Genomic DNA, 20,485 nt, shown 5'->3' on the forward strand with positions numbered 1-20,485 from the left:
TGATCTGTGAAGATGAGCCAAAATCACTCCCTTAAGCAATCAGCCAATCTGGACCCATAGGTGCTGACGCGGAACAGGGCCTGCAACTCCCACTGGGCGCGCTGGCCAGCGCCAGCTTGGAACAGCGTCCATGAGTAGTGAAGCTTGAGTGGATCGGTGTCACATACCGCCAGTCCCCGAGCAGCTTCCATCGCCAGGGCGTCGCCCCACCGCTTCACGTTCCAGTCGGTCCAGTAGCGTGCGGTCGCCAGGCCTTGCGCCGGTTGGTTGCCGCGATCGGATGGGAAGGTTTCGGGGATCAAGTGCTCGCCAGCGTGGCTCCGGCACCAAGTCGTCTTGCCCGCCGCGCTTATGCCCTCCACCACAACGATCATGTTTGCTCCCGTTCTTCCCGACGCTCCGCTTGGATGCACCGTCGCATGACGTCAATTTCGCATGCCTGATCCGATTCAAAAGCATCCATGGGTGTCTCAAAACGCTCTAATAAATGGGTTTGGACCTAAACGGAACACCTACTCGGCAAATCGGACGACCCCAAAGCTGCCCTTCGATCACGGTGCAGCATCGGTCAAAGAGGGCTCCAACCAGACGTTCGCCGCACCAGAAACAAACGACCGCTAAGCGCCGCCTTATTGGTCGTTCGCCGTGTTGAAGCCTGAGCCTGAAAGCAGACGTTCGTTTGAGACGCACCAAAACTACGAGTTGGGGTGGGAAGCGGCCATTCGTTGCAGTCAGATCGAATGGCCGATTTGCTTGGCTACTCCGCCGACCAGAGAAGCTCTTCCCCTTGGTTCTGCGACAACAAGTTGATCCCGATGAGCTAGGCCAGCCTCGGGAAATCTATTGTCCGGCGTCAAGTTTGTCGGAGCGCATAAACGTTTGAGCAAACGGGGCTCTGGTTTGACAACTGTTTCAGTTTAGTCGGCTGACGGCGTCCGCCATCACACGTAGACCGGTTATCAGGTCAGCCTCGTGCGTGTCTTCGGCAAAATCGTGGCTGATACCGTTTACCGACGGAACAAACAACATCGCTGACGGCATCAACCGCGCCATGTTTGAAGCGTCGTGCAAGGCGCCCGACGGCATCTCGCGCCACTTACCCGGGGCCTGCGCCTCAGCTGCGGCGCTCAAGACCGCGCGCAAGTTGGCGTCCATTGGAACGGGCTGCAGTGCCTTGATCGGTACAATTTCAGCCTGCATTCCATGGCCAACGGCAATCTCGGCAACAAGATCGCGAACAAGAGCTTCCATCCGGGCTAGCCGATCGTCATCAACATCGCGCCACTGCACGTCGAACTTCACTTCACCGGGCACAATGGAGGGTGCATTGGGCCGCAGGTGTATCCGACCAATCGTCCAGACTGTGCGCGGTGTTACAATGTTCCGAAGGCGGTCGTTTAGCGCGGCGTTGAATGCCGACAGCGCCTGAAACGCATCTCTTCGCTGGTGCATCAGCGTGGTGCCAGCGTGGTTTTGCTGACCTGTCAGGGTGACCTGCAGTTGCCGGGATCCGACAATACCTGTGACAACGCCAATTGCCTCGCCCGCGTCGTCCAATGTGCTGCCCTGTTCGATATGTAGTTCAATGAAACCCGAGAACTGGTTTTGTGGCACGAACGCCCCTGCAAGATCCGCCATTGAAGACCGCGCATCGCGGAAAGAGACCCCGTTCATGTCCGTGAATTCGTCGGCCTCGGCAAGTGTGGTCTTGCCTGAATAAATGCTGGATCCGGTCAGCGCACCAAATCGCCCTTCTTCATCCTGGAAGTTCACGACTGACACCGGCGGACCACCCGCCTCTTTCGCAGCACGCGCGATCTCCAATGCGACGATGACACCCAATGCCCCATCCAGCCAGCCTCCTTCGGGTTGGGTATCGGTGTGAGACCCCAAAAGCATGGATGGAGCATCGGTCAGGCCGAAGACGTTGCCCGCAGCATCCACATGTGGGGCCAGGCCCGTCGCCTCAAACTGGTTGATCAGCCACTTTCGGGCGGCCACGTCTGGTTCAGAAAACGCCGGACGTACCACTCCCTTGCCCACTCCACTCGCACCGAAGGAGCGGAGCGTGAGAAGATCTCTCATAAACCTGTCTGGCAGAACGTTCATCTTGACCTTCCCAAACTGAAAACACCCAGAATTTGCCCGACCTTCCGCAATTGGAACGTCCTCTTTTAATGCTGCAGCCGATTTGCTCACCTTTCAAGCTAACTGACCCAAAAGCGCGTCAAACAGCCAAGCTGTCAAACGGGCCATGGCGACCTCGGTCGTGCAGTCCCTTACGCGCTTCCCCCAGAACTTTCCGGTTGCGCGTGGCTGGCGCTGGTATTTCACCTCAGGGAACTTCCGAAACGCGGGACGAAACGGTCGGCCAACGCCGTTATGCGTTTGTCCGCTTTGTTTGTCTGAAAGACCTAATCCCGCCAGTCCCCTTCCGGCCCCATTTCAGTCAGTCGGAAGAAACGTAAAGAAAATCCGAACTCCACCCATCTAAAGCAAGTAGAAAAAGAGCGGGCCCTGGGCCGGTTCGACGGAGTGGACTTCAACGCGAACCTCATGCTCAGCGCCTGTTTGGCGAAGCTTTATTCCGGCAATGGTTTCCGCTGCAGACTGGGCATTTTCCGCGCGGATAATTCTCTGGCTGCCAGCCACTCTGACACCGTTGTGCAAGAGATATGTGCGGAACAGTCGCAATCAGCCCTCCCTGAAAACCCAAAAAATCGGCCATCGCGGTTTTCGGAGTCTTGACCAAAATCAAGAAATTAAATTGCCCTTTTGAGAAAGCGAAAGATGCCTCTTTGAGGGGTTCGTTCTTTTTTATGTCGGCTACATGCCCAGCTCTTGAAATATCTACTTAAAATGAATTTTAACGTGCAAAATTGGAACGCATCTTGTCCAGCAATCCGAAGCTTTAGAGAGCCATATTCAGAACACTCCAGAACTTTGGATCAGAGTTCTTGCAACGGCACGAAAATGTCAATGATTCGAGATGCGTTTGGCCAGTCAAGTTGCAGTGATCATGGTTTGCCTCAAAACAGAGACTTTCTGACTGTCACCAGATCACGCCTGCGGCAACACCAGCCGGATTAAACTGGTGTTGCCGCAGGCTTCATTCATGTTTCGTCCGTCAGGAACGGCCTTTCCACGGCACCAGAATACGTTCGGCAAAGCGCATCAGGATATCAATGCTGTAACCGACAATTCCGATGAGGATGATGCCCATGATGACGATATCCGTCAGCTGGAACTTCGATGCCGCGATGATCATCATACCCGCGCCCTTTTGAGCCGCGACCAGTTCGGCTGCAACCACTGTGCCCCAGCATACGCCCATGGCAACGCGCGCTCCGGTGAAGATCTCCGGCAGGGAATTGGGCACGATGACATATTGCAGGATCTGCCGTTTGCTGGCCCCGAGGGAGTAGGCAGCATGAACCTTGGTGATGTTCACGCCGGAGACCCCTGCCCTTGCTGCAATTGTCATGATCCAGAGAGCCGCCAGGAACAGCAATACGATCTTGCCTGTTTCCCAGATTCCGAACCAGATGATGACCAGCGGGATCAGGGCAAGCGGCGGAACGGGTCGCATGAATTCGACGATCGGATCGAACCAGCCACGCACCCAGCTGGACAAGCCCATCGCATAGCCGAGCGGAATGCCTATAAGCGAACCGAGCAGGAAGCCGGCAACGACGCGCAAGAGCGACCAGCCAAGATGCTCCCACAAGGTAAAGTTCTGGTAGCCCTGCGAGGCAATTTCCGCGAACCGGACAACAACCGCTTCAGGAGCCGGCATCCAGATGGGTTCCATCTGCAGGCCCTTGCTGGGCTGAAAGCTGAGTGAGCCCTTTGGCGTCATCGTGACGGTGCCGTTTGTAACACTGACGCTTTCACCAGCTGCTATCGGCTTGCCGTCGACCGCGGTTACTTCCGCTCCCTCACCATCGTTCCGCGTGACTTTCAAAAGAACGGACCGCCAGGCGCCAACGGTACCAGAATCGTTCTGGACAAATCCGTCAGAGGCCGCGACTTCCGGCTTTTCCGCTTTCACACCGGGCTCGTGAACGATCACGTCGACCGTCGCCTCGCCGGATTTTCCGCTTGCGTCCTTGGCCGTATAGGTAAAGGACGTCTCTCCGACAAACGGGCCTGGAACGTGGACCGGCACCCATTTGGACCCGGTAAAGGCACCCCAGATGAAAAAGATCACCACGATTGAAATGACAGACGCGGCCCTGTTGGGCGTGATCGCACTTTCATCACCGAAAGTAACGGTTTTGAGGCTCGTGAAGTCCTGACCCCGTTGCAGCTTGCCGCTGAGATACCGGACGAGAAAGAAACTGGCCAGAAACAGGCCGGCATAAATGAGGAAGACGACGGATCCGGTCATGCTGCTGTCTCCGATCTGCCCATGATTTCTTCTTCCATTTCCCAGATCATCGACAGGATTTCTTCCCGTTTTTCAGCAAAGCCTTCGCTTTTCTTGACCTCGCGCAAATCCATGTTCACGCCGCGATCGGCAAACGGCAGCCGGTATTCCTTGTGAATACGGCCTGGCCTTGGAGCCATCACCAGCAAGCGCTCCCCAAGAAGCAGTGCTTCTTCAACGGAATGCGTGATCAAGACGACGGTCTTGCCTGTTTCCTTCCAAAGCTTCAGTACAAGACCCTGCATTTTTTCACGCGTCAGCGCGTCGAGTGCGCCAAGCGGCTCATCCATCAAGATGACGTCGGGATCGTTCGCAAGGCATCTGGCGAGCGCGACACGCTGTTGCATGCCTCCGGAAAGTTCATAAACCGCCTTTTCCTTGAAGTCCTGAAGCCCAACCGTTTCCAATAGATGATCGACAATCTCGTCTCGCTGCCTTTTTGGCATCGATTTCATCCTGGGTCCGAAGTCCACGTTCTTGCGGACGCTCATCCACTCAAACAACGCACCCTTTTGGAAAACCATACCGCGTTCGGCATCCGGCCCCGTGACCACGTGACCGTTCATGCGAATCTGACCGTCCGTCGGAGCGAGAAACCCGGCCACAATGTTCAACAAGGTTGTCTTGCCGCAGCCCGATGGTCCGAGAACCGACATGATTTCGCCCGTCTTCAGCTCGATGGAAACATCCTTGAGCGCCTGGACGTGCGTTCCGTTGGGCAGATCGAAACGCATGGAAATATTTTCAATATGAAGGCCATCCATAGCCGACCATCTCCTGCAGCCTGAATAAGAGAATAGAAATGGGGCAGCGACAGGCGCCGCCCCATTCGATGCAGGATACGCCAATCAGTTGGATTGTGCCGCGGCCAGATAGCTGGGATCGACCGTATCAGCATAGGTGTCCAGCGCGACCGGGATCGAGCCGGCTTCCTTGAACACGTTAGCAACACCGAGCATGAAATTCTGAACGTTGCCGTCAAGCCACTTGGCACTCAGCTTGTCTTCCATTGTCGGGAAGGTAAAGGTTGCCAGAGACTCTTCCGCTGCCGTTTCATCCATACCAGCGTCTTTTGCGATGACCTTCAGCATCTCAGCCTTCTTGTCACCAGCATTCCACATGGCATTGGCTTCTTCGGTTACCGCGAGGAATTTGCTCAAAAGCTCGCTCTCTTCGGCAGCAAAGCTCGCCGGTGTGCTGATGCCGTCGAAGACAAGAATGCCGAGTTCTTCTTTTTCGGCACCTGTCAGAAGCACGTTGCCATGTTCCGTCATGCGGCGCAGCGCGCCACCCCAGCCGCAAACCATGTCCAGGTTGCCCTGTGCGAATGCAGCTGCACCGTCGGCCGGCGCCATGTCAACGATTTCCATCGTCGTGATGTCGACGCCGAAGTGCTTCATCTGCTCCAGGAAGCCGTAATGGGCGGCAGTGCCGATCGGAACTCCGACTTTCTTGCCTTCCAGTTCCTTGGCATTCTCTTTTTCGATCTCGAGCGCTTCTGCCACGACACAGTTGTCGTTTTCAGAGTAGCTCACGGCGATATCTGCCAGGATCAGGTCCTGTCCTGCGGACGTCGCAACCACGAAGGGTGGCACGCCCTGGCTGACAGCGATCTGCACGTCACCGGAAGCCATGGCCGCGGACATTGCCGTACCGGCATCAAAGGAAACCCATTTGACAGGCATCCCGAGCGCTTCGTCATACATGCCGGTCGCCTTGGCATACTGGAATGGCATCGGCCACTCCAGGAAGTAGGCGACGGTCAGTTCTTCAGATTGTGCAGTTGCCGGTAGGCCACTCATGAAAGCCAATGCAGCAGCTGCGCTCAATAGTTTCGTTTTGTAGGTCATTTTTATCTTCCCACTGTTCCCTCGTTATTATGCAGGCATGCAGGTATTCCTGTCTTTTGCCGTCTCCCAGATTATGCGGCTGGCCTGCGTGCGAAAATGGTTACGGCAGAACCACACGGTTACAATAAAAACACTCAACTGGAGCTAACGCTATTCCCGATCTGGCCCTATATGTCGCCGCTGGGTGCATGTTGTCTGGATTGGAAATTGACGTTCCTGCTTGAAAACTGAGCAATTGCCTAGAATTAGGCTGGCAGAACTCTCAATTGAATTCACTCTTCAGTCGCGCTTGAAGCTGACGCACGAAAGGACATGGCCGTGAATATTGCAGCATCCCCGAACGACATGAGCGAAATCATTGAAGCTGACCGCAGCCATGTCTGGCACCACCTGTTTCAGCATAAGTCTCTTGAAACGTCCGACCCCAAGATCATGGTCGAAGGCAAGGGCATGCGGCTGTGGGATGCGACCGGCAAAGAACATCTGGATGCCGTCTCGGGTGGTGTCTGGACAGTGAATGTCGGCTATGGCCGCGTCTCGATTGCCGACGCCGTCCGTGACCAGCTCATCAAGCTCAACTATTTTGCCAATTCCGCGGGTTCCATTCCTGGTGCGCTCTTTTCCGAACGTCTTATTTCCAAGATGCCCGGCATGAGCCGCGTTTACTTCACCAACTCGGGCACTGAAGCCAACGAAAAGGCCTTCAAGATTGTCCGGCAGATCGCGCACAAGCGCTATGGCGGCAAGAAACACAAGATCCTCTACCGCGAGCGTGACTATCACGGCTCGTCCATCACCACGATTTCGGCAGGCGGCCAACCGGAGCGCAATGCGCAATACGGTCCTTATACGCCGGGCTTCGTTCCCGTTCCGCATTGCTGCGAATACCGCGCCCAGTGGGATGTTGAAGAATATGGAGAGCGCGCAGCCGACGCCATCGAGGAAGTGATTCTGCAGGAAGGACCGGATACCGTCGGCGCACTTTGCCTGGAACCGGTAACCGCAGGCGGCGGCGTCATAACACCTCCCAAGGGGTATTGGGACCGTGTTCAGGAGATCTGCCGGAAATACGATATCCTGCTTCACATCGATGAAGTGGTTTGCGGCGTTGGCAGAACAGGAAAGTGGTTCGGCTATCAGCACTACGGCATCAAGCCAGACTTCGTCACGATGGCAAAGGGCGTGGCGTCCGGTTATGCCGCAATCGCCTGCATGGTCACCACCGAAAAGGTTTTTGACCTCTTCAAAGACGACTCCAGCGATCCAATGAACCACTTCCGCGACATTTCAACCTTTGGCGGCTGCACCGCCGGCCCGGCAGCGGCTCTTGAAAACATGCGGATCATCGAGGACGAAAACCTTCTCGACAACACAACCGCAATGGGCGAGCGGCTGATGGCCAATCTCCACGGGCTTATGGAAAAGCACTCCGTGATCGGTGATGTGCGTGGCATCGGCCTTTTCTGTGGCGCTGAACTAGTCAAGGATCGCGATACCAAGGAACCGGCAGAGGAAAAGCTCATGCAGGCGATCGTCGCGGATTGCATGAAGCAAGGTGTCATCATTGGCGTCACCAACCGCGCCTTGCCGGGTCTCAACAACACCATCTGCCTGTCGCCGGCACTGATAGCGACAACGGACGATATCGACCAGATCACCGACGCGATCGACGGCGCCCTGACACGGGTTTTCGGATAACAACTCGCTGCAAACAGCGATAACTCCCTGAAACTGAAAAGCGTGGCTGCCCCGAAACAGCCACGCTTATTTTTTGTGCTGGTTTCAATTGCCAAACGATCCGATGCACCATCTAATAGATCCAGACGTCAAAGAAATTAGGTCCAGGCATGGCGATACCGGCGGAAACATTCTTCCTTCGACCAGACACTGAAACTTCTCTGCAGCAGCAGATACAGCAGCTTGTGGTCGAAGCAATCCTGTCCGGGCGTTGCCTGCCGGGTGAACGGATGCCGTCAAGCCGCAAGCTTGCCGAACATCTTGGTGTCGCCAGAATAACGGTCACGATCGCCTATACTGAACTTGTTTCCAACGAGTACCTGATTTCAAAAGGGCGTTCCGGCTATTACGTCGCGCAAAACGCTCCAAGCAGGCCGAAATTCAATTTGCCGGACCAGTCGGAAAACACCGGCATCGACTGGTCGCGCACGCTCGGCCAGCGGTTTCTGGCACATGTGCCCGTCATGCGCCCGCAAAACTGGCGTGACTACAAGTATCCCTTCATCTATGGCCAATCCGATCCGCGTCTTTTCGATCACCACAACTGGCGGAACTGCGCGCTGAAGGCCGTCGGCCGTAAGGATTTCGACATTCTGGCGACCGACTATTACGAGCGTGACGACCCTATGCTCGTCGAGTTCATCTTGCGCCAGATCTTGCCGAGACGCGGGATCACCGCACGCCCGGAAGAAATCCTGATTACGATGGGCGCACAACATGCGCTCTGGATCACGGCGCAGATCCTTCTAACTCAGCGCAGAACGGCCGTTATCGAGAACCCCTGTTACCCTGGTCTGCGGCAGATCCTCAATCAGACCAGATGCAATACAATTTCCATCGATGTCGACAATGCGGGCCTGCCACCTGAAAAACTTCCGGACAGTCTGGACGTGGTGTTCACAACGCCGAGCCATCATTGCCCTACCAACGCAACAATGCCGGTTTCGCGTCGTCACAGGCTCCTGGAACTGGCCGCCGAGGGTGGTTTTGTCATTGTTGAAGACGATTATGAATTCGAGATTTCGTTTCTCAAATCCCCCTCCCCGGCTCTCAAGTCTCTCGATCCGACAGGCTGCGTGATTTATGTGGGCTCGTTCTCCAAATCGCTTTTTCCCGGACTGCGGCTTGGATACATCGTTGCCTCAGAGCCTTTCATTCGCGAAGCACGTGCGTTGCGCTCTCTTGTGTTGCGCCACCCGCCGGGCCTCATTCAGCGCACAGCCGCCTATTTTCTGTCCCTTGGTCATTATGACGCACAGATCGCGCGCATGGGCCGTATCTATCGAAAGCGGCGTTCGATCATGGAGCAAAGCATCAGTGAAGAGCGGCTCTCACTGACAACGCAAGGAACGTTCGGAGGATCGTCCTTCTGGATGAAGGCACCTGACGGCATTGACAGCACCAAGCTTGCCATGAGCCTCAGACAGGACGGTGTTCTCATAGAACCCGGCAGCGCCTTCTTCGCAGCCGAAGAAGAAGATCCTGGACATTATCGCCTTGCCTATTCTTCAATCGCCTCAGCGCATATTCCCGATGGCATTTCCCTAATCGGCCAAAAAATCAAAGAAACCCGCCGGTAGCGGGGTCGCTCTTTTCAGCAAAACGCCAATCGGCCAAGAAGCTTCTCTGGGCTAGGTTTTTTCAAGCTCCAGCAACGGTCATTCGAACCGAATTTCGCGCTGAGTCCAGAAATTCTGTGCTTCGTTCTCCATGGCATTTCGATGGAAAGACAAAGAATCTTTCTGCGACGTGAAATTTTTGTTGATTTTTTCATTTTGCCGCATGAAATTACCGGTGAAATTTTCATAAGCAGGTCTTCAGAATGGAACATAGCAGTCTGGGCGAGGACATCCGAGCCCTTCGAACGGCCAGAAAAATGACGCTTGAAGATCTTGCTAACAGACTTGGCAGATCCGTTGGCTGGCTGTCGCAGGTAGAGCGTGACATCTCAACTCCCAGAATGTCTGACCTGCGGGAAATCGCGGACGCTTTCGGCGTGCAGGTTTCATTGTTCTTCGGGAGCGCGGATGGGCCGGAGAACGAAAGCGGAAAGGTAGTCAGGGCGAAGGCCCGCCGGGTGATCGGCGAACGCGACGCCGGGCTTCTCGAAACGCTGATTTCACCGGATCTGACCGACAATTTCGAGATGATCCACTCCACCTTTCAGCCAGGATCATCCCGCGACAATCCCATTCAGCGCCCCACGCAGGAAGTCGCGTATCTCCTTTCCGGAAAACTGGATATCTGGCTCGATGATGAACCTTTCACGGTGGCGGCTGGAGACAGCTTTCGCATCCGCAATGCAGCCTATCGCTGGAGCAATCCCTACTCCGAGCCGGCAATCGCCATTTGGGTGATTTCCCCACCCGTTTATTGACGCATTCCAAGAAGGAATTCTGAATGTCCGTACCCTCTACAGCCCGAGTTGTAATCATCGGCGGCGGTGTTGTCGGTGTTGCCACGCTGTATCACCTTGCCAAGAACGGCTGGTCCGACTGCATCCTGCTGGAAAAGAATGAACTGACAGCCGGTTCGACCTGGCATGCAGCTGGAAACTGTCCGAACTTCGCGATGAATTTCGGCATCATGAACATGCAACGCTACAGTTTGAAATTGTATCGCGGCCTGGCGGACGAGGTTGATTACCCGATCAACTATCATGTGACGGGCGCAATTCGCCTCGCGCACAATGACGAGCGCATGATGGAGTTCGAACACGCAGTCGGAATGGCACGGCAGATGGGCCTAAAAATGGACATCTGCACACCGGAAGAACTGCAGCAGCATTATCCTTTCATGGAAACCCACGACCTTGCAGGTGGCCTTTGGGATTCGCTCGACGGCGACATCGATCCTGCCCAGGTCACACAGGCACTTGCAAAAGGTGCACGCGCCCATGGCGCCAAGATCACGCGTTTCACACCGGCAACGGGCGTCAGCCGCGAAAACGGTGAATGGATCGTCCACACCGACAAGGGCGATATTCGCTGCGAATATGTCGTCAATGCCGCCGGTTACTATGCAAAGCGCGTCGGGGAATGGTTCCTGCCCTACGGTGGACGCCCTGTCCCGGCAGCGGTGATGAGCCACCAGTATTTCCTGACCGAACCTGTGCCGGAAGTTGAAGCCTGGACCAAGGAAAACGGCCGCAAACTTCCCATGATCCGGGACGTTGACAGCTCCTATTATCTGCGGCAGGAAACGGTCGGCTTCAACCTCGGTCCTTACGAGCGCAACTGCCAGGCCGCCTGGGTGACACCAGACGATCAGATGCCGGATGATTTCAGCTTCCAGCTTTATCCTGACGACCTGGACAGACTCGAATGGTACATTGAAGACGCGATGGCCCGCGTGCCTCTTCTGGGAACACAAGGTGTCAGCCGCAACATCAACGGACCGATCCCCTATGCGCCGGACGGCCTGCCGATGATCGGCCCCATGCCGGGTGTCCCGAACGCCTTTGAAGCGCATTCCTTCACTTTTGGCATCGCCCAGGGCGGCGGTGCCGGCAAGGTCGCTGCCGAATGGATCATGCACGGCCATACCGAATGGGACATGTGGTGTGTCGATCCGCGCCGCTATACCGACTACACAGATGACCAATACTGCGTCGACAAGGCCAAGGAAGTTTACGGTCACGAATATGCGATGCACTTCCCTCACCACAGATGGCCTGCGGCGCCTGACCGGAAAGTATCCCCCAACCACGCGAAGGTTCTCGATTTGGGCGGCCAGATGGGCACCTTCAACGGATGGGAGCGTGCAAACTGGTTTGCAGAAGCTGGAGACGACACCGGCGAAGAAGCCACCCAGACCTGGAAGCGTTCTGGTCCATGGGAGCCGCGCGTACGTGCGGAGTGCGAAGCTGTCAGAGACGGTGTCGGCGTACTCGACCTTCCCGGCTTCTCCCGCTTTGCGCTGAGCGGCGAAGGAGCGGCGGAGTATTTGCGCGGCAAGATTGCCGGGGCGCTACCCAAAGCTGGTCGCATGACACTCGGTTATTTCCCCGACAGTCGTGGCCGCGTCCTGACCGAAATGTCGATCATCAGACACGGTGAAGACGACTTCACGCTGATTACCGCAGCACCGGCCCAATGGCACGATTTTGCTGTCTTGAAAGACGGTTTGCCGGATAGCCTTGACCTAAAGGATCGCACCCGGGAGGTCACAACGCTTATTGTAAGTGGTCCCAAATCCCGCGAGCTTTTTTCCAAACTGACGGATGCTGACCTGTCCACGGGCTGGCTAACCCACCAGTTCACGGAAGTTGCTGGAAAACCGGCCTTGCTTGTCCGCGTTTCGTTTGCCGGGGAACTCGGTTGGGAGGTGCATGCAAGTTTCAACGACATGCCCGCCATCTACGATGCCGTCCTGAAAGAAGGTGCGACACCATTCGGCATGTTTGCGCTGAATGCCCTGCGCCTGGAAAAGGGTTATCGCGCCTGGAAAGTCGACCTTTCCACCGACTACACCTTGCTGGAAAGTGGGCTTGGACGCTTTGTCAAACTACAAAAGCTGCAGGACTATCCTGGGAAATCTGCTCTCCAGACGGAAGCGGAACGAGGCCCGGAAAAGGGATTTGTCACACTCACCGTTGAAGCTGACGAGTGTGATGCACCTTATATGGCCTGCATTTTCAAAGACGGCGACTTGGTCGGGGAAGTCACCTCTGGCGGATGGGGTTACCGGATCGATGCTTCGATCGCGCTCGGCGTTGTCCGAGCAAACCTGACGGATCCCGGAACGGAACTTGAAGTCGAGATCTACGGCAAACGCCACATGGCTGTTGTGCAGCCCGATCAACCGCTTTGGGATCCTGAGAACGAACGACTGAGGGCTTGAGCACAAGCCCTTGGGTCTCACTTTCAAATTCGTCCTTCGGACATAGCTATCAACACTCAGTCTGACGGAGACATCTCCTCAGGTCTTGAAATCGGAAAGAGCTCATCGTGACACCTCCATCAAAGGCTCGCGTCGTCATTATCGGCGGTGGCGTCATCGGATGTTCCGTCGCCTACCATCTTGTCAAACAAGGCTGGAGCGATGTCGTTCTGTTGGAACGCAAACAGCTGACATCAGGCACAACCTGGCATGCGGCCGGCCTGATCGCGCAATTGCGCGCGACGGAAAACATGACCCGGCTCGCAAAATACAGCCAGGAACTCTATGGAAATCTGGAGGCCGAAACAGAGGTCGCCACCGGTTTCCGGCGCTGTGGGTCGATCACGGTCGCTCTAACCGAAGAACGCAGGGAAGAGATTTTCCGGCAAGCCTCCATGGCGCGGGCCTTCGGCGTGGAAGTGGAGGAAATATCTCCCTCGGAAGTCAAAACCAGATACGAGTATCTGAACACCGATGGCGTGATTGCCGGTGTTTATCTGCCTCGCGATGGTCAGGGCGATCCGGCCAATATCGCACTCGCCCTGGCCAAAGGAGCCCGGATGGGTGGTGCCAAGGTCATGGAGCGGGTCAAGGTGACAGGCCTGCAGAAAGCCGGCCGAAGAGTGACCGGTGTCGAGTGGCAATCTGCCGACGGCACGGGCGTCATTGAATGCGATCACGTGGTCAATTGCGGTGGCATGTGGGGCCATGAACTCGGGCGCATGGCAGGCGTGAACGTTCCGCTTCACGCCTGCGAACACTTCTATATCGTCACCGACAGTGTTTCCGGGCTCCCTCATATGCCTGTCCTGCGGGTTCCGGACGAATGCGCCTACTACAAGGAAGATGCCGGAAAAATCCTTCTTGGTGCTTTTGAGCCCAACGCCAAACCCTGGGCCATGAACGGCATTCCCGAAGACTTTGAATTCGATCAGCTGCCGGAAGACTTCGACCACTTCGAACCGATCCTCGAAGCGGCCGTGAACCGGTTGCCGATTTTGGCTGAAGTCGGCATTCATACCTTCTTCAATGGCCCGGAAAGCTTCACACCCGACGATGCCTACCACCTTGGCCTCGCTCCCGAGATGGACAACGTCTGGGTTGCGGCAGGCTTCAATTCCATTGGCATTCAGTCAGCTGGCGGTGCTGGAATGGCGCTGGCAGAGTGGATGAACACGGGCGAAAAGCCCTTCGACCTTGGGGATGTCGACATCTCACGCATGCAGCCCTTTCAGGGGAACCGCAAATATCTTTTTGAACGGTCAAAAGAAACGCTTGGGCTGCTCTATGCAGATCACTTCCCCTACCGCCAGAAAGCCACAGCCCGCGGTATCAGGCGATCACCTTTGCATGAGCATCTCAAGGCTTCGGGCGCTGTTTTCGGTGAGTTCGCGGGTTGGGAACGTGTCAATTGGTTTGCCGATGAAGGTCAGGAAAGAGAATATCGATACACCTGGAAGCGTCAGAACTGGTTTGAAAACTCCAAACGCGAACATATGGCGATCCGCGAAAATGTCGGCATCTACGACATGTCATCCTTCGGCAAAATTCGCATCGAAGGGCCGGATGCCGAAGCATTCCTGAACTATGTCGCCGGTGGTGACTATTCGGTTCCGGTTGGAAAAATCGTCTATACGCAGCTGCTCAACAACCAGGGCGGCATTGAGGCGGATGTCACGGTCACGCGTCTGTCCGAAACCGTCTATCTTGTGGTCACACCGGCGGCAACGCGACTGGCCGACGAGACCTGGTTACGCCGGCATATTGGCGACTACCGCGTCGTCATCACCGATGTCACATCCGGCGAGGCTGTTCTGGCCGTCATGGGGCCAAATTCCCGGAAACTGCTACAGGCCGTTTCACCGAACGATTTTACGAATGCAGGCAATCCGTTCGGAACTGCAAGGGACATTGAGATCGGCATGGGTTTGGCCAGAGCCCATCGGGTCACCTATGTCGGAGAGCTCGGTTGGGAGCTTTATGTTTCCTCCGACATGGCGGCGCATGTTTTTGAAACTCTCCACGAAGCAGGTCAGGAAATTGGCGCGAAACTGTGTGGACTTCACATGATGGACTCTTGCCGGATCGAAAAGGGCTTCCGCCACTTTGGTCACGACATCACGTGTGAAGATCACATTCTGGAAGCCGGGTTGGGTTTCGCGGTCAAACGGGACAAACCCGACTTCATTGGCCGTGATGCCGTTTTGCGCAAACGCGAGGAAGGGTTGCAACGACGGCTCGTCCAGTTCCGCCTGAAAGACCCTGAGCCCCTGCTCTATCATGCCGAACCAATATTGAGGGAAGGAGAGGTTGTTGGCTTCCTGAGCAGCGGGAACTATGGTCATGCCCTTGGCAGCGCCATGGGTCTTGGCTACGTTCCTTGCCCGGGCGAGAGTCCCGATCAGCTCCTGAGCTCGTCTTACGAAATCGAGGTAGCAGGAGTGCGATGTGAAGCAGAAGCATCACTGAAACCATTTTACGACCCGAAATCTGAGCGCGTTAAAGTCTGATGTAACCCGGCAATCTGCGCCGGCTTTTCACTTGCTTCACAGACCAAAAACATTGGCATTGATGAAGTGAGGAGGCGGCGGCAGATGAAAGGGTTTCCAGAGATCGACGGGGATAAAATCGTTGTCGGCCTCTGACTGGGCCATCTTCGTCCCAAAAAACCGGCCGCCGTAGGGGTTTCAAACACTTGTGAAACATCTTATTGGCTATATGAAGTCTGCCAATCTGGCCCTAAGAGCGCATCAGGAAGTCGAGTTAAATCCTCTCCGAAAAGCCGCAATGACGGCATCGGTCTTTCTGATTTCACTGGAGTATTCGTCTTGAAAATGACCACCGAAGAAGCATTCGTGAAGGTGCTTCAAGCGCACGGAATCGAGCATGCGTTTGGAATTATCGGCTCAGCTTTCATGCCGATTTCCGATCTGTTTCCAAAAGCAGGCATCAAGTTCTGGGATTGTGCCCATGAAGGTTCGGGCGGGATGATGGCCGACGGCTACACCCGGGCAACCGGCAAAGTCAGCATGATGATTGCGCAGAATGGCCCGGGAATCACCAACTTCGTGACTGCAGTCAAAACGGCCTACTGGAACCACACACCTCTGCTTCTGGTCACACCCCAGGCAGCCAACAAGACCTTGGGTCAGGGCGGTTTCCAGGAAGTTGAGCAAATGGCGCTCTTCAAGGACATGGTGGCCTATCAGGAAGAAGTTCGTGACCCGTCCCGCATGATGGAAGTTCTGAACCGCGTGATCATGCAGGCCAAGCGTGCCAGCGCACCGGCTCAGATCAACATCCCGCGCGATTTCTGGACCCAAGTCATCGACGCCCAGGTTCCCGCTATTGTCGATTTCGAACGCCCTGGCGGCGGCGACGAAGCCATTTCCCAGGCGGCGGACCTTTTGAGCACCGCCAAGTTCCCCGTGATCCTGAATGGCGCAGGCGTCGTTCTTGCCGGAGCAATCCCGGCTTCGATGGCGCTGGCTGAAAAGCTCGATGCGGCGGTTTGCTGCGGCTATCAGCACAATGATGCTTTCCCGGGTTCGCACCGCCTGTTTGCAGGCCCTCTAGGCTACAATGGTTCCAAGGCGGGCATGGAGCTGATCGCCAAGGCTGATGTCGTGCTAGCGCTTGGCACCCGTTTGAACCCGTTCTCGACCCTGCCCGGATACGGCATGGACTATTGGCCGAAAGACGCCAAGATCATCCAGGTCGACATCAATCCGAACCGGATCGGTCTTACCAAGGTCGTATCGGTCGGCATTGTCGGCGACGCAAAGAAAGTTGCCGATGCTATCCTGGAAAACCTATCCCCGAATGCCGGCAACAACGATCGTGACGATCGTGTGCACACGATCGCGCAAACAAAATCCCGTTGGGCGCAGCAGCTATCGTCCATGGACCATGAAGACGACGATGAAGGCACGTCCTGGAACCAGCGGGCCCGCGCCGCAAAGCCGGATTGGTTGAGCCCACGCAAGGCCTGGCGTGCTATTCAAGCCGCACTGCCGAAGGAAGCGATCATCAGCTCGGACATCGGCAACAACTGTGCGATCGGCAACGCTTATCCAAGTTTCGAACAGGGCCGGAAATATCTCGCTCCCGGTTTGTTTGGACCTTGCGGTTACGGGTTGCCGGCAATCATCGGCGCGAAAATCGGTTGCCCCGACACCCCGGTGGTCGGTTTTGCCGGCGATGGAGCCTTTGGCATTGCCGTTACGGAGTTGACAGCTATCGGCCGCAAAGAATGGCCGGCAATCACCATGGTTGTCTTCCGCAACTACCAGTGGGGTGCTGAAAAGCGCAATTCAACGCTCTGGTACGACGACAATTTCGTCGGAACGGAACTCGATGAAGACGTGAGCTATGCGGCAATCGCAAAGGCCTGCGGTCTTGAGGGCGTTCAGGCGCGCTCCATGGACGAAGTGAGAGAGCTACTGGACAGCGCTATTGATCGTCAGATGAACGATGGCAAAACCACCTTGATCGAGGTTCTGATCAACCAGGAACTCGGCGAACCCTTCCGGCGCGACGCGATGAAGAAACCTGTCGAAGTCGCGGGCATTTCTGCATCTGACATGCGGCCGCAGAAGGTTAGCTGAGCGGAGAAACGCAAAGACAATGGGTGATATTCTCGTCCTGAATTCCGGATCGTCCTCGATCAAGTTCGTGCTGTTCGGAGCTGATTTCACAAAGAAGCTCCGCGGCAGTGCGGTCGAGATCGGTGGTGCTTCGGCGCTGATCGTCGGCGATCAGCAGGACGAGATTCCTCTGCCGGACCACGTTACAGCACTCGACGAAATATTCCGCGCCTTGAATAGGCACGGAATTGAATTTGCGAGCCTTACGGCTGCGGCGCACAGAGTGGTTCATGGCGGGCGTAACCTGAAGGAATCGCGACGGGTTTCCGAGGAAGTTCTAGCAGAAATCAAACGCTGCATCCCTCTCGCACCCCTGCATAATCCGCATAATCTGGCAGCGATTCACGCTGTCGCAGAGCTTGCTCCCGACCTGCCTCAATGCGTTAGCTTCGACACGGCCTTTCACGCGACCAATCCCGAAGTTGCGTTACGCTATGCCCTACCCGACAGCGAAGACGAAAAAGGCCTTCGCCGATTTGGCTTTCACGGGACGTCCTATGAAAGCCTATCGCTGAGCCTTCCGGAAATTTCGGGTCAACCGCTGCCAAAAAGACTTCTCGCCCTGCACCTCGGCAATGGCGCAAGCCTTTGCGCGATTAGGGATGGAAAGTCCGTTGCTACCACCATGGGCTATTCCCCCCTTGAAGGTTTGACCATGGGCACCAGAACGGGGTCGATTGATGCCAATCTGGTTCTGGCCATGGCTTCCGACCTTGGCATCGACAGGACTTCGCAGATCCTCAACAAGGAAAGCGGTCTGCTAGGTCTTTCCGGATCAAGTGACATGCGCAAGCTGCAATCGCTCGGCACTGAGCGGGCACAATTCGCCGTTGAGCATTTCTGTTACTGGGCTGCCCGTCACGCTGGCTCGATGATTGCGGCGATGGGAGGCCTGGACGGTATCGCATTCACCGGCGGGATCGGTGAAAACGATGCGAAGGTGAGAGCAAACATCCTTGAAAAATTGTCCTGGCTGGGCGTTCGGGCCGACGAAGCAGCCAACCTTCAAGGCTCTGCCAAGTTGCACAAAGACGGTTCAAAAGTAACTGCCTGGATCGTCGAGGCCGAAGAAGAACGCATGATCGCCCATCATGCGCAGAAGATCATGTCTGCCGCTTGATCAATTCCGGACAAACGGCATCCAAAATCGAATTTCTGTTAGAGCCTAGCTGACGTGTATTGCGATCAGGAGTTCCAATACATTCGGAAGAGCGCGCTCAAGATGTTGGAGTAGTCATCCGTCCAGGCATTCGTATCTTCTGGAGAAACGGTCTTCCAATCTGGATCGGCCGCCAGATTCCCCAGGGCTTCTGGTGTCCTGGCCAGGACCGCGACTTGCGTCGGATAAACGTGATCCTTGTTTGCCAATCGGTTATTGTTTTTGAATTTCGCGAAACGTAGAGACCAACCTTCCATCTCTGCAATTGCAGCCACGACGCTCGCCAGTTCGAGTTTGCGGTTCTCGATATGCATGACCAGCAGGCCATCCTCGGAAATCTTGGAAAAATAGAGCCGGAGTGCTTCCCGGGTAAGCAAATGCATCGGGATGGCGTTTGAGGAAAATGCGTCGATCAGGACAAAATCGAAGCGTCCATCGACCTCGTGCGCCAGCGTCTGCCGAGCATCTCCGAGCACCATACGTGTATCTGGTGCGCAGTCGGACACAAATCGGAAGTAGCGTCGGTCTGATGCAATCTTTATGACTGAAGGATCGATCTCAAAGACAGACCATTTTTCATCAGACCGTCGGTGACAAAGAAAACTCCCTGTTCCCAACCCGACAATTGCCCCTTCTGTGATGTTCCCACCCATTCTGTTCTGAATGGACTGAAGAGCGGCGGCCATTTCTCCAGTTTCGTGAAAATAGGTCAGTGCCTCCGGTCTGGAGTTCTCCAAATCTTCAATGCGCATTGCACCGTGAACGGTTGTGCCGTGAACCATGATCCTGTGTGTGCCATCATCCGAATGCCTTACTTTCGTGATGCCGAAAAACGAGCGATGGGACACCAATTCATCATAAGTTCCAAAATGGAGTGCAGTCACCGATGCTGCGGCAAAAAGAACAGGAACTGCCGCGAGCTTCGCCTTCACCTGCAAAACGGCTACGGACAACAATAAAAACAAAAGCAAATAGGCACGTGAGGTGACGTCGATCGGGCCCGAGTTCGTTTCATGAGCACCAAGTTGATAAATGACAAAAGCGAGAACCGCGCCAATTGCGATGCTGAGATACGTCTTGCCTCGAGAGCTTTGGCCATGAAGTAGGACGACAAGAACAGTCAAGAACCATAAAAGCGGATATTCAGCCACCCAATCGAAAATTTGCGGTGCGATCAGGCCGGCGAACAGCCCTCCGACGACACCTCCGCACGAAATCCAAAGATAAAATTCTGTCAGGTGACGAGCGCTGGGTCGCAGCTTGTAGAGCAATGAGTGACAGTAAAGGGCTGCAGCAAAAAAACCGATCAGGTTGAAGCCGAGTGAGACAAAGATGCGAAGGCTGGTTCCCATTAGCAAACTACTTGCGATCAGAATGGCCACCCAAGGCAACAGCTTTGCCAGAAACTCGATCCGGACCACCTGCCGGGTGCGGAAAGCAAGCACGAAAGTTAGAAGGAAAAGAGCAAGTGGAACCACCCAAAGAAACGGAGCAGATGCAATATCGACCGTGATATGAGCGGTAATAGCAATCGTCAGCGCCGAGGGTATGGCCGACAACCCCAGGAACGTCAGTCTTCTGGACCAGGCTAGAGGTTGATCCCCTTCCCGTGTGCTTTCATGAGCTGAGAGTCGAGGTCCCGCCCGATCTGTTTCCCGGGGAAAGTACAATGCAAGCGCACCACATCCAATGATGGCCAAAGCCAGGACTAAACCACTACCGGCTGATGCCGGTAGGATTATCGATGTGCTTCTCAAGGTACTGAAGTACGACATCTTCAGTG

14 protein-coding genes are annotated in these 20,485 nt (G+C 55.5%); 7 read left to right on the top strand and 7 right to left on the bottom strand.

Annotation, left to right across the window (positions count from 1 at the left end; translation table 11 throughout):
• Positions 1 to 23: 23 nt before the first annotated feature.
• From Q0835_RS27995 to Q0835_RS28020, 6 genes are all read right to left on the bottom strand, one after another.
• The gene (locus tag Q0835_RS27995; protein ID WP_298966530.1) at positions 24 to 413 is read right to left on the bottom strand and encodes a hypothetical protein; all 390 of its coding nucleotides are present in this window, start codon (positions 411 to 413) and stop codon (positions 24 to 26) included.
• A gap of 499 nt (positions 414 to 912) precedes the next feature.
• Entirely contained in the window at positions 913 to 2,109 is a 1,197-nt protein-coding gene (locus tag Q0835_RS28000) for a hydantoinase/carbamoylase family amidase (RefSeq protein WP_298966533.1), read from the bottom strand.
• 381 nt (positions 2,110 to 2,490) lie between these two features.
• On the bottom strand, positions 2,491 to 2,694 hold the full coding sequence (locus tag Q0835_RS28005) for a hypothetical protein (RefSeq protein WP_298966535.1): 204 nt from the start codon (positions 2,692 to 2,694) through the stop codon (positions 2,491 to 2,493).
• Positions 2,695 to 3,127: 433 nt separating this feature from the next.
• Positions 3,128 to 4,390, bottom strand: a complete 1,263-nt coding sequence (locus Q0835_RS28010; protein ID WP_298818174.1) for an ABC transporter permease subunit — start codon at positions 4,388 to 4,390, stop codon at positions 3,128 to 3,130.
• Positions 4,387 to 5,193 carry an ABC transporter ATP-binding protein gene (locus tag Q0835_RS28015; RefSeq protein WP_298818172.1) on the bottom strand — a complete coding sequence of 269 codons (807 nt, stop codon included), beginning with the start codon at positions 5,191 to 5,193 and terminating at the stop codon, positions 4,387 to 4,389. The genes Q0835_RS28010 and Q0835_RS28015 overlap by 4 nt, the downstream gene beginning before the upstream one ends.
• 84 nt (positions 5,194 to 5,277) lie before the next feature.
• Positions 5,278 to 6,279, bottom strand: coding sequence for an ABC transporter substrate-binding protein (locus Q0835_RS28020; protein ID WP_298818170.1), 1,002 nt, complete (start codon positions 6,277 to 6,279; stop codon positions 5,278 to 5,280).
• A gap of 312 nt (positions 6,280 to 6,591) precedes the next feature.
• On the opposite strand from Q0835_RS28020, the gene Q0835_RS28025 reads away from it, so the two are divergent.
• The 7 genes from Q0835_RS28025 to Q0835_RS28055 all read left to right on the top strand — a co-directional run bounded on the left by Q0835_RS28025 (position 6,592) and on the right by Q0835_RS28055 (position 18,663).
• A complete protein-coding gene (locus Q0835_RS28025; RefSeq protein ID WP_298966538.1) occupies positions 6,592 to 7,977 on the top strand; it encodes an aminotransferase class III-fold pyridoxal phosphate-dependent enzyme in 1,386 nt (461 codons plus the stop codon).
• Positions 7,978 to 8,126: 149 nt separating this feature from the next.
• On the top strand, positions 8,127 to 9,596 hold the full coding sequence (locus Q0835_RS28030; RefSeq protein ID WP_298818166.1) for a PLP-dependent aminotransferase family protein: 1,470 nt from the start codon (positions 8,127 to 8,129) through the stop codon (positions 9,594 to 9,596).
• A gap of 242 nt (positions 9,597 to 9,838) precedes the next feature.
• Complete coding sequence (locus tag Q0835_RS28035) at positions 9,839 to 10,393, top strand: XRE family transcriptional regulator (RefSeq protein WP_298818164.1); 555 nt, start codon at positions 9,839 to 9,841, stop codon at positions 10,391 to 10,393.
• A gap of 23 nt (positions 10,394 to 10,416) precedes the next feature.
• On the top strand, positions 10,417 to 12,858 hold the full coding sequence (locus tag Q0835_RS28040; RefSeq protein WP_298966540.1) for an FAD-dependent oxidoreductase: 2,442 nt from the start codon (positions 10,417 to 10,419) through the stop codon (positions 12,856 to 12,858).
• Positions 12,859 to 12,965: 107 nt separating this feature from the next.
• The gene (locus tag Q0835_RS28045) at positions 12,966 to 15,407 is read left to right on the top strand and encodes an FAD-dependent oxidoreductase (RefSeq protein WP_298966542.1); all 2,442 of its coding nucleotides are present in this window, start codon (positions 12,966 to 12,968) and stop codon (positions 15,405 to 15,407) included.
• Positions 15,408 to 15,725: 318 nt separating this feature from the next.
• Entirely contained in the window at positions 15,726 to 17,504 is a 1,779-nt protein-coding gene (xsc, locus tag Q0835_RS28050) for a sulfoacetaldehyde acetyltransferase (protein WP_298966544.1), read from the top strand.
• A 19-nt stretch (positions 17,505 to 17,523) separates the two neighbouring features.
• Positions 17,524 to 18,663, top strand: a complete 1,140-nt coding sequence (locus Q0835_RS28055; RefSeq protein WP_298966546.1) for an acetate/propionate family kinase — start codon at positions 17,524 to 17,526, stop codon at positions 18,661 to 18,663.
• 65 nt (positions 18,664 to 18,728) lie between these two features.
• Here the strand turns inward: Q0835_RS28055 and Q0835_RS28060 are convergent.
• Positions 18,729 to 20,485, bottom strand: a 1,757-nt coding sequence (locus tag Q0835_RS28060; protein ID WP_298966549.1) for a fused MFS/spermidine synthase, incomplete at its 5' end; no start/stop codon positions are given.

The sequence above is a fragment of the uncultured Roseibium sp. genome (assembly GCF_947499295.1).
In the GTDB taxonomy this organism is placed as follows: domain Bacteria; phylum Pseudomonadota; class Alphaproteobacteria; order Rhizobiales; family Stappiaceae; genus Roseibium.

What these genes read in the sequence shown, in the direction of transcription:
- Q0835_RS28000 (WP_298966533.1), bottom strand. Translation starts at nt 2,109, where the DNA reads ATGAACGTTCTGCCAGACAGGTTTATGAGAGATCTTCTCACGCTCCGC.
- Q0835_RS28010 (WP_298818174.1), bottom strand. Translation starts at nt 4,390, where the DNA reads ATGACCGGATCCGTCGTCTTCCTCATTTATGCCGGCCTGTTTCTGGCC.
- Q0835_RS28015 (WP_298818172.1), bottom strand. Translation starts at nt 5,193, where the DNA reads ATGGATGGCCTTCATATTGAAAATATTTCCATGCGTTTCGATCTGCCC.
- Q0835_RS28020 (WP_298818170.1), bottom strand. Translation starts at nt 6,279, where the DNA reads ATGACCTACAAAACGAAACTATTGAGCGCAGCTGCTGCATTGGCTTTC.
- Q0835_RS28025 (WP_298966538.1), top strand. Translation starts at nt 6,592, where the DNA reads ATGGCCGTGAATATTGCAGCATCCCCGAACGACATGAGCGAAATCATT.
- Q0835_RS28030 (WP_298818166.1), top strand. Translation starts at nt 8,127, where the DNA reads ATGGCGATACCGGCGGAAACATTCTTCCTTCGACCAGACACTGAAACT.
- Q0835_RS28035 (WP_298818164.1), top strand. Translation starts at nt 9,839, where the DNA reads ATGGAACATAGCAGTCTGGGCGAGGACATCCGAGCCCTTCGAACGGCC.
- Q0835_RS28040 (WP_298966540.1), top strand. Translation starts at nt 10,417, where the DNA reads ATGTCCGTACCCTCTACAGCCCGAGTTGTAATCATCGGCGGCGGTGTT.
- Q0835_RS28055 (WP_298966546.1), top strand. Translation starts at nt 17,524, where the DNA reads ATGGGTGATATTCTCGTCCTGAATTCCGGATCGTCCTCGATCAAGTTC.